The following is a 7879-nucleotide window of genomic DNA, read 5'->3' as shown; positions in this document are numbered from 1 at the left end:
AATCCACGTCCGCATTGCACTGATGAACCGCTTCAATGCACTCGGCACGGCCGAAATCGAACGCGTGGCCTGACGTCAAAAGGGAAAGGGGAAGTCGCCACTAGCGGCCGAGTTCTGCAACAACGCCACGACGCTGGCTCGACCCCGCCCGTGGTCATCCCGGAGCCGCCGCGCAACCCGGTCACCCGGACCGGTGATCTCTGGATCCTCGGCGACCATCGGCTGCTCTGTGGCGACAGCACCAACCATGGGGACGTCCGCCGGCTGATGAACGGCGAGCGCGCCGTGCTGTTCGCGACCGACCCGCCGTATCTCGTCGACTACGACGGCGCGAACCATCCGACCCGCAACAAGGAGTGGAGCCAGTCCTACGGCACGACCTGGGACGACAGTTCGCAGGGCACAGAACTCTACGACGGGTTCATCGGCGCAGCGGTGGCCGAGGCGATCACCGAGGATGCCGCCTGGTACTGCTGGCACGCCTCCCGCCGCCAGGCGATGCTGGAAGCCTGCTGGGAAAAGGCCGGGGCCTTCGTCCATCAGCAGATCATCTGGGTGAAGGACCGCGGTGTGCTGACCCGGTCGCATTACCTCTGGAAGCACGAGCCCTGCTTCATGGGCTGGATCCGGGGCAAGCGCCCGCCGAAGGTGGCCGAGCAGACGCTGCCCTCGACCTGGGAGATGCCGAGCTTCGCCAGGGACGAGCGGCCCGACCACCCGACGCCGAAGCCGCTTGATGCCTTCGGCATCCCGATGCGCCAGCACGTCGTTCGTGGCGGGCTCTGCTACGAGCCGTTCTCGGGCTCGGGCTCGCAGATCATGGCGGGCGAGGCCAACGGCCGGCGGGTCTTCGCCATGGAGATCAGCCTGGCCTATGTCGATGTGGCCGTGGAACGCTGGCAGGCAGAGACGGGGCGTGAGGCAGTTCTCGACAGCGACGGCCGGACTTTCGACGAGGTGAAGGCCGAACGGCTGAGCGGCGCGGCAGAGAGCCAGGAGAACGCGGCATGAAACAGACGCGTACCATGTCGCTGGTCGAGGCTGTCGCCAACATCGCGGTCGGCTACGGCGTTGCCGTCGTCACGCAGATATTGATCTTTCCAATTTTTGGACTGCACACGACGCTGGCGCAGAACCTGAAGATCGGAGCCGTGTTCACGATGGCGAGCATCGCGCGATCCTTCGCCCTGCGGCGGGCCTTCGAACGGCTCCGTTGACGCAAATCGTCCCGTCTCATATGCAAAAGGCTGCGAAGACGGCTTTGGGCGTCTTGAGTGGGCCAGAGGTCACTCTGATCTGGAGGTGAATCCTGCAGGTTTCGTGGTCCGGACTGCGAAGCCACGAATAATCGGGTCTCGCGCGAGCATAAGCTTCCCGCCGGGGAGCGTCTTTCGGGACGCCGCGCATTCGCTTCTCACGAAGTCGAATGGAGTACCCGTGCCATGAAAGCACTGAAGAAGATCCGCAGAATGAAAATGATGGCACAGGGGGGGCGCTGCTATTACTGCGGCTTGCCAATGTGGGATGATGGCATTGCTCCGGTCGCGCAGGCGCACAGCAGATCGGGACTGTTGCCGAGGATGCTGCGATGCACGGCAGAGCATCTCCAGCCTCGCTCAGAAGGTGGCGCGAATACTGCCGAGAACATCGTTGCCGCCTGTTTGTACTGCAACAACTCGAGGCATCGGAAGAAACACCCTTTGTCGCCGGCAGCGCATCGTGCGCATGTGCGGCACCGGATGGCGTCAGGCCGATGGTTGGCCACGCAGATCGGGATCAGTATCCAGGAAGCGAGGTAGTGCTGCCTTAATCTCCCGCGAGATAACAGCCACCTTCCAGCGCTCCAACACTAACCACGGTAACGGCCGCGGGGATCCAGACCAGCGGGTTAAGCATCACTCCCATAACGGCCGCGCCAATTCCTGCCGTTCCTCCAATTATTCCCACAGTTCCTGCCGCAAACGTTATACTGCATACTGCCGGCGCATGACGCGGAGGCGCTTCGCGATGGCACAGACCAATGCGGACCAGACCGAGTTCTGGAACTCGGCACCCGGCCAGAACTGGGTCCGATATCAAGCGGACCTCGACGCGATATCGCAGGCGGCCGGGGACCTGCTGCTTGAAGCCTGCCAGCCTCGGGAGGGCGAAGCAGTGCTGGACGTCGGGTGCGGCGCCGGAGCGTCCACGCTGGCGCTGGCTCGCGCCGTCGCGCCTACGGGGCGGGTCCACGGGGTCGACATCTCTTCGCCGCTCCTCGAGCGCGCTTCTGTTCGTCGCGACGAGCTTGGGATTGAGAACGTGACCTTCGAGCTCGCGGACGCACAGGACCACGCGTTCGCAGAGTCAGCCTTTGATCTTGTCGCGTCCCGTTTCGGGCTCATGTTCTTCGCCGACCCCGTCACGGCGTTCCGAAATATTCGGTCGTCGCTGCGCTCAGGAGGACGGATCGCATTCGTCGCCTGGGCGGGGCCGGAGGAGAACCCCTGGTTTGCCTGGCCGCACCGGATCGCGACGGCGCGGCTGGGGACGGTTCCTCCGACACCTCCAGACGCGCCAGGTCCCATGGCGTTCCAAGACCTCGAGCGTGTCAAAGCGATCCTCTCGGATGCCGGGTTCTCCGGGTGCGAGGGGCGTGGCGTCGCGGTTGACCTGCATCATCCTGGCGGTCTCGAGGCAGTCCTCAAGCTGGTCACGGTCGTTGGACCGGCGGCTCGCGTCGTCAGGGAGAAAGGCGGTACGGACGAGGACAGGACGGCAATCGCCGAGGAGGTTGCTGCGCGCTTTGAGCAGTTTCGCTCGAGCGACGGGATCCGAATACCCGCGCGCGTCAACTTGTTCACCGCAACGGCGCCCTAAGGCGGGAACTCGGGCCGCACATCCCGTGGTTCGGGATCGAGACCGGGCTCGGGGAGGATCTGACCATCGCCTTGCCTTCGTCGGGGTCTCGCTGGTGCGCGGCTACCTGCTGCGGCGGCTGTTCGAGCCCCTGTGGGGCTGGTGACCGTTCCGCTGGCCACTCGGGAACGCGGGGCGGTTCGCGACCATTGTCGCTCAGACCGGCCCCTCCAGAAGCTCGAGCGTGCCATCCACCAGCGGCCTCTGCAGCAATCGTGCCTCGCTCCAAGGCGCGGACATCCAGGTCAGCCACTCCGCGGGCTCGGTCAGGATCACCGGCATTGCCTTGGGGTGGACCGAAGCCACCTCGGCATTCGGGGTTGTCGTGAGGAATGCGAACAGGTCGTCCGTGGTCGCGCCGTCCTTGACCTTGCGAACCGAGGTCCAGCCCGGGACATGGATGCCGGCGAATGCGGCCGGCCGTCCGTCCGCCGGCGCAAACCACTGGTTGCCCTGTCCCTTGCCCCGCCGCTCGGCGAAGGCGGTCAGTGGCACAAGGCAGCGGTTCGCCGGACCGAGCCAGCGCCGCCAGTGAGGCGACCCCGTGTTGCGCACGTTGGTGATACCAGGATCGCGGGCCGTCTTCAGGACCGATGGCGGGGACGGCAATCCCCACCGGGCCTTGACCAGTTCGCGTTCGCCATCCGCTCCCGTCCGGACGATCGGGGCCATCTGGTCCGGATAGATCTCCGGCTGCACAGGCAGGTTGCCGAGCTTGTCGACGGCAGCAAAAAGCTGGCGCATCGCCTCCTGGGCGCGGGTCTGGCTATAAAGGTTGCACATGTTTTCCAAATGCCCCCTCGCCAAGGCATGAGCAACGCGGATTCAGCAGACCGCCGCCTGCTGAACCCTAGATCGTGACGGCAACGGGATTGCTGCTGTTCCGGTGCTATCAGGCGCGGGAGAGCCAATAGACCCGCCCACGGACCGGGATCTTCTCCGAGGTCACCTCGAACCCGAGCTTTTTCTTGAGTGCACCGGCGAAGGCGCCGCGGACCGTATGCGACTGCCAGCCGGTTTCGGCCATGATCTCCTCGATGGTCGCGCCGTCCGGTGCGCGTAGCATGGCGATCAGCGTGGCCTGTTTCGTGCCGGTGCGCGGTGTCCGCGCCTTGGGCCCGGGCTCGGTCCCGGCCGGAGCGTCCTGCGGGGCCTCCGCGCTCGGCGCCTCGTCGGCGCTCGTGGGCGCGCTGTCGTCGACGTCGGGCCCGATGCCGATGGCGGCGAGGCCCGCGTCGGTAATGCGCAGCAGGATGGCGCAGCCATCCGCGTCGTTGCGCCAGATACGGTTCAGCGCGGCGTCGGCCTTGATCTGGCTGTCGGTCGTGGTCTCCGCGATCAGCCCGCGGGAGAGCAGCGCGCCTAGGACCTTGGCCGCGGCGCCACCGCGGAGCGAGCCGGGGAGCGGCAGGACGTTGCGGTCCGCGCGCTGGGCGGCGGTGCTGAGGATCACGAGCTGCGTGTCGGAAAGCTTCGTCATGGGGCCGTCTCCGTGTTCGGGGCCGCGACCGTCGCAGCCCTCCTACGACCCCGAGCCGCGCCTCCGCGCGGCAGAAGTTCCTGCGATGCCGATGATCAGCGGGCGTGCTCGCCCTCGCCGAAAGCGCTGTCGGTAATCCGCTTCAGCAGGCTGGCGTAGTGTTCGAGGGTGCCGACGTGAGCCCAGTTGATGTCGTCGGGGTGGGCGCCGAAGTGGTCGTCGCTCAGCGCCTGCAGCCGGGCGAGCATGGAGTCGATCTCAGCCTTCTGCGCGACGAAGGCCGCAAGGGCAGCCTGCCGGGTCGGCTCGCCGCGATCGGCGTGCAGCTGCTGGTGGGGCTTGGTGATCGGGTCCGGGCGGGTCATCGGGTGGCTCCCTAGAGTGCATCGGCGTCGCAGCACCATCGCTCCGCGGCGCCCCGGAGTGTAGGCAAACCCGAGCAAGATGATTGCTTTGTGCGCGGGAAGAACGAGGACAAGACGATGGCCGGCCGCAAGCCCCTTCCCACCCAGCTGAAGCTGGTGAAAGGCACGGCCCGCCCGCACCGGATGAACCCCGCCGAGCCGCAGCCCATGGTGGCGGTCCCGCCGCCGCCCGAGCATCTGGACGACGCGGCGGCCGCGAAGTTCACCCAGATGGCCGAGCTGCTGGCCCGGCACGGGGTGATGACCGAACTCGATGCCGGGGCGCTCGCCCGCTACGTCGTGGTCTGGCACCGCTGGCTTGAGGCGGAGGTCGAGGTCAAGCGCCGTGGCCCGGTGGTAAAAACCGCCGGCGGCAACATCATCCAGAACCCCTTCCTGGCGGTGGCCAACAAGTGCCTGGCGCAGATGGGCCAGATCGAGAGCGACTTCGGGCTCACGCCCTCGAGCCGCTCCCGCATCCGCACAGCGGTGCCGGCCGAGACCCGCGATCCGTTCGAGGATTATCTGAACCGTGGCAACAGCGCGTAAATCCGCCTCGGGCCGCAAGGCACTGGCCTGCCCGGTAACGGCCTGGGCCCGCAAGGTGGTCGCCGGCAAGGTCGTGGCCGGACATCTCACCCGGCTGGCCTGCCAGCGCCATCTGGACGATCTCGCGAGCGGCAAGGAGCGGGGGCTCGTCTGGAACCGTGACGCGGCGCTGCACGCGACCGAGTTCTTCAGCCATCTGCGGCACTCGACGGGCGAATGGGCGGGCCAGCCGTTCGAACTGCAGCCGTGGCAGCAGTTCGTGGTGGGCGCGGTCTTCGGCTGGAAGCGGGCGGACGGGCTGCGCCGTTTCCGCACGGCTTACGTCGAGGTCGCCCGCAAGAACGGCAAGTCGGCACTGCTGGCGGGCATCGCCCTCTATGCACTGGTCGCAGATGGCGAGGCCGGCGCGCATGTCTATGCGGCCGCGACCACCCGCGATCAGGCCCGGATCGTCTTCGGCGAGGCCGAGCGCATGGTGGCGGCGAGCCCCGCGCTCTCGGCCCGTGTGACCCGCACGGTCAACAATCTCGCGGTGCTGCCGACCGCGTCGTGGTTCCGGCCCCTCTCGGCCGACGCCAGCAAGATGGACGGCTTGAACGTGCACTTCGCCGCGGTGGACGAGGTGCATGAGCATCCGGGTCCGGAAATCATCCAGAAGCTCAACACGGCAACCGGTGCCCGGCGGCAGCCGCTGATCGTCGAGATCACCACCGCCGGGCATGATCGCCACTCGGTCTGCCGCCAGCATCACGAGTTCTCGGTCAAGGTGCTCGAGGGGACGCTGCCGTCCGAGACGGCCGATCCCTGGTTCGCCTTCATCGCCACCATCGACACCGGCGACGACTGGACCGACCCGAGGGTCTGGGTGAAGGCCAACCCGAGCCTCGCGGTGACGGTGAAGCCGGATGATCTGAAGCGCCAGATCGACGAGGCGCGGGAGATGCCAGCGCAGCAGAACGCTATCCGCCGGCTGCGGCTCAACGAGTGGACCGAACAGGTCACCCGCTGGCTCGACATGGACGTCTGGGCCGAAGGTGGGCTTGCGCCGGAGACCAGCGGCGCCACGATCAAGATGGAACTGGAACGGCTCGAGCGCCTGCTGGCTGGCCGCGAGTGCTATGGCGGACTGGACCTTGCCCGGGTCAACGACCTCTCGGCCTTCCTGCTGCTGTTTCCGCCGACGCGGGAGGGGTCGCTCGGCGATCTGGCCGACAAGTGGATTGCCCTCAGCCGCTTCTGGGTACCGGAGGAGGACATCCTGCGCCGCGCCCGGCGCGACCGGGTGCCCTACGATGTCTGGCGCGACCAGGGGTTCCTGACAGCGACCCCGGGCAATGCCACCGACTTCGCCTTCATCGAGGCGGAGATTGTCAATCTTGCAGGCCGCTTCGATCTGCGCGAGCTCAGCTATGACCGCACCTTCGCCGGCGAGATCGTCCAGCATCTGCAGGACGAGGGCATCAACCTCGTCCAGTTCGGCCAGGGGTTCCTGAGCATGGCTGCGCCCACAGCGGAGCTCGAGCGGCTCGCGGTCTCGCGGCTGCTCTGGCACGGCGGCCATCCGGTGCTGCGCTGGAATGCCTCGAACGTGGCCGTCCGGCACGACCCGGCTGGCAACATCAAGCCGGACAAGGAACGCTCAAGCGAGCGCATCGACGGCATCGTGGCGCTCTGCAATGCGCTTGGCCGCGCCATGCTGCGCGACGAGTCCGCCGGACGCTCGGTCTATCAGGCCCGTGGGCCGATGCTGCTCTGACAGGTTTTTTGCCCATGCCCCTCTGGTCCCGCCTCCTGGGCGCGCGCGCAAGCGCGACGCCTGCTGCTGCCGCGCAACCACAATCCCGGCCGGACTTGCAGCCGCAGGCGGCGCTCGGACCGATGGGCGGCACCGTGGTCCATACCTCGGCCGAGCTGGAGCAGGTCCTCCGCGGCGGATCCGCCACGGCGGCCGGGGTGAGCGTCTCGGCCGAGACCGCGCTCACGGTCGCGGCGGTGCATGCCTGCGTGCGCATCATCGCCGGGGCGGTCGCGACGCTGCCCCTGCAGCTGAGGCGCCGCATCGACGACCGCACACGAGAGGACGCGTCCGACGATCCGCTCTGGCACCTGCTGCGGCGACGGCCGAACCGCTGGCAGACGCCCTCGCAGTTCCGCCGCATGATGCAGACGCATCTGCTGTTGCGGGGAAATGCCTATGCCATGATCGTGCGCTCGCGGGGGCAGGTCCGGGAGCTGATCCCGCTGCAGCCGGACCGGGTGGCCTGTCGGCAGCGGGACGATCTGGCGCTCGAGTACGTCTACACCCGCCGCGACGGGGTGCGCGTGCGGCTCGGTCAGTCCGAGATGTTCCACCTTGTCGGCATGACGCTCGACGGCATCACCGGCGTCTCGGTCATCACCCATGCCCGCGAGACGATCGGTCTGTCGTTGGCTATGGAAGAGCACGGCGCCTCGACCTTCCGCAATGGCGCCCGGGTCTCGGGCGTGCTTCGCCATCCCGGCCGGCTCGGGCAAGAGGCGGTGGCCAACCTCAAGGCGGGCCTCGACG

The 7879-nt window shown here is 67.4% G+C and carries 10 protein-coding genes; 7 read left to right on the top strand and 3 right to left on the bottom strand.

Features of this window, described 5'->3' with window-relative positions; translation table 11 throughout:
• Positions 1-150: 150 nt before the first annotated feature.
• The 4 genes from H5395_RS17190 to H5395_RS17175 all read left to right on the top strand — a co-directional run bounded on the left by H5395_RS17190 (position 151) and on the right by H5395_RS17175 (position 2859).
• Entirely contained in the window at positions 151-1011 is an 861-nt protein-coding gene (locus tag H5395_RS17190) for a site-specific DNA-methyltransferase (protein WP_370576497.1), read from the top strand.
• Positions 1008-1217, top strand: coding sequence for a hypothetical protein (locus tag H5395_RS17185; RefSeq protein WP_182793753.1), 210 nt, complete (start codon positions 1008-1010; stop codon positions 1215-1217). The genes H5395_RS17190 and H5395_RS17185 overlap by 4 nt, the downstream gene beginning before the upstream one ends.
• Positions 1218-1442: 225 nt before the next feature.
• Entirely contained in the window at positions 1443-1799 is a 357-nt protein-coding gene (locus H5395_RS19625; protein ID WP_182793752.1) for an HNH endonuclease, read from the top strand.
• 208 nt (positions 1800-2007) lie between these two features.
• The gene (locus H5395_RS17175; RefSeq protein WP_182793751.1) at positions 2008-2859 is read left to right on the top strand and encodes a class I SAM-dependent methyltransferase; all 852 of its coding nucleotides are present in this window, start codon (positions 2008-2010) and stop codon (positions 2857-2859) included.
• A gap of 195 nt (positions 2860-3054) precedes the next feature.
• Here H5395_RS17175 and H5395_RS17170 read toward each other — a convergent pair whose 3' ends face one another.
• The 3 genes from H5395_RS17170 to H5395_RS17160 form a co-directional block, all read right to left on the bottom strand.
• A complete protein-coding gene (locus tag H5395_RS17170; protein WP_182793750.1) occupies positions 3055-3681 on the bottom strand; it encodes an SOS response-associated peptidase in 627 nt (208 codons plus the stop codon).
• Between the two features lie 109 nt (positions 3682-3790).
• Entirely contained in the window at positions 3791-4378 is a 588-nt protein-coding gene (locus tag H5395_RS17165; RefSeq protein WP_182793749.1) for a DUF3489 domain-containing protein, read from the bottom strand.
• A gap of 95 nt (positions 4379-4473) precedes the next feature.
• Complete coding sequence (locus H5395_RS17160) at positions 4474-4743, bottom strand: hypothetical protein (protein WP_182793748.1); 270 nt, start codon at positions 4741-4743, stop codon at positions 4474-4476.
• Between the two features lie 90 nt (positions 4744-4833).
• On the opposite strand from H5395_RS17160, the gene H5395_RS17155 reads away from it, so the two are divergent.
• The 3 genes from H5395_RS17155 to H5395_RS17145 all read left to right on the top strand — a co-directional run.
• On the top strand, positions 4834-5331 hold the full coding sequence (locus H5395_RS17155; RefSeq protein ID WP_370576496.1) for a phage terminase small subunit P27 family: 498 nt from the start codon (positions 4834-4836) through the stop codon (positions 5329-5331).
• The gene (locus tag H5395_RS17150; protein ID WP_182793747.1) at positions 5315-7087 is read left to right on the top strand and encodes a terminase large subunit domain-containing protein; all 1773 of its coding nucleotides are present in this window, start codon (positions 5315-5317) and stop codon (positions 7085-7087) included. Before H5395_RS17155 ends, H5395_RS17150 begins: the two co-directional genes overlap by 17 nt.
• Positions 7088-7101: 14 nt before the next feature.
• The coding region (locus H5395_RS17145; RefSeq protein WP_182793746.1) for a phage portal protein at positions 7102-7879 on the top strand (778 nt) is incomplete at its 3' end.

The organism is Paracoccus sp. MC1854 (genome assembly GCF_014164635.1).
In the GTDB taxonomy this organism is placed as follows: domain Bacteria; phylum Pseudomonadota; class Alphaproteobacteria; order Rhodobacterales; family Rhodobacteraceae; genus Paracoccus.
The sequence above is the reverse complement of the archived record's forward strand: the minus strand, read 5'-3'. Positions and strand labels throughout refer to the sequence as shown.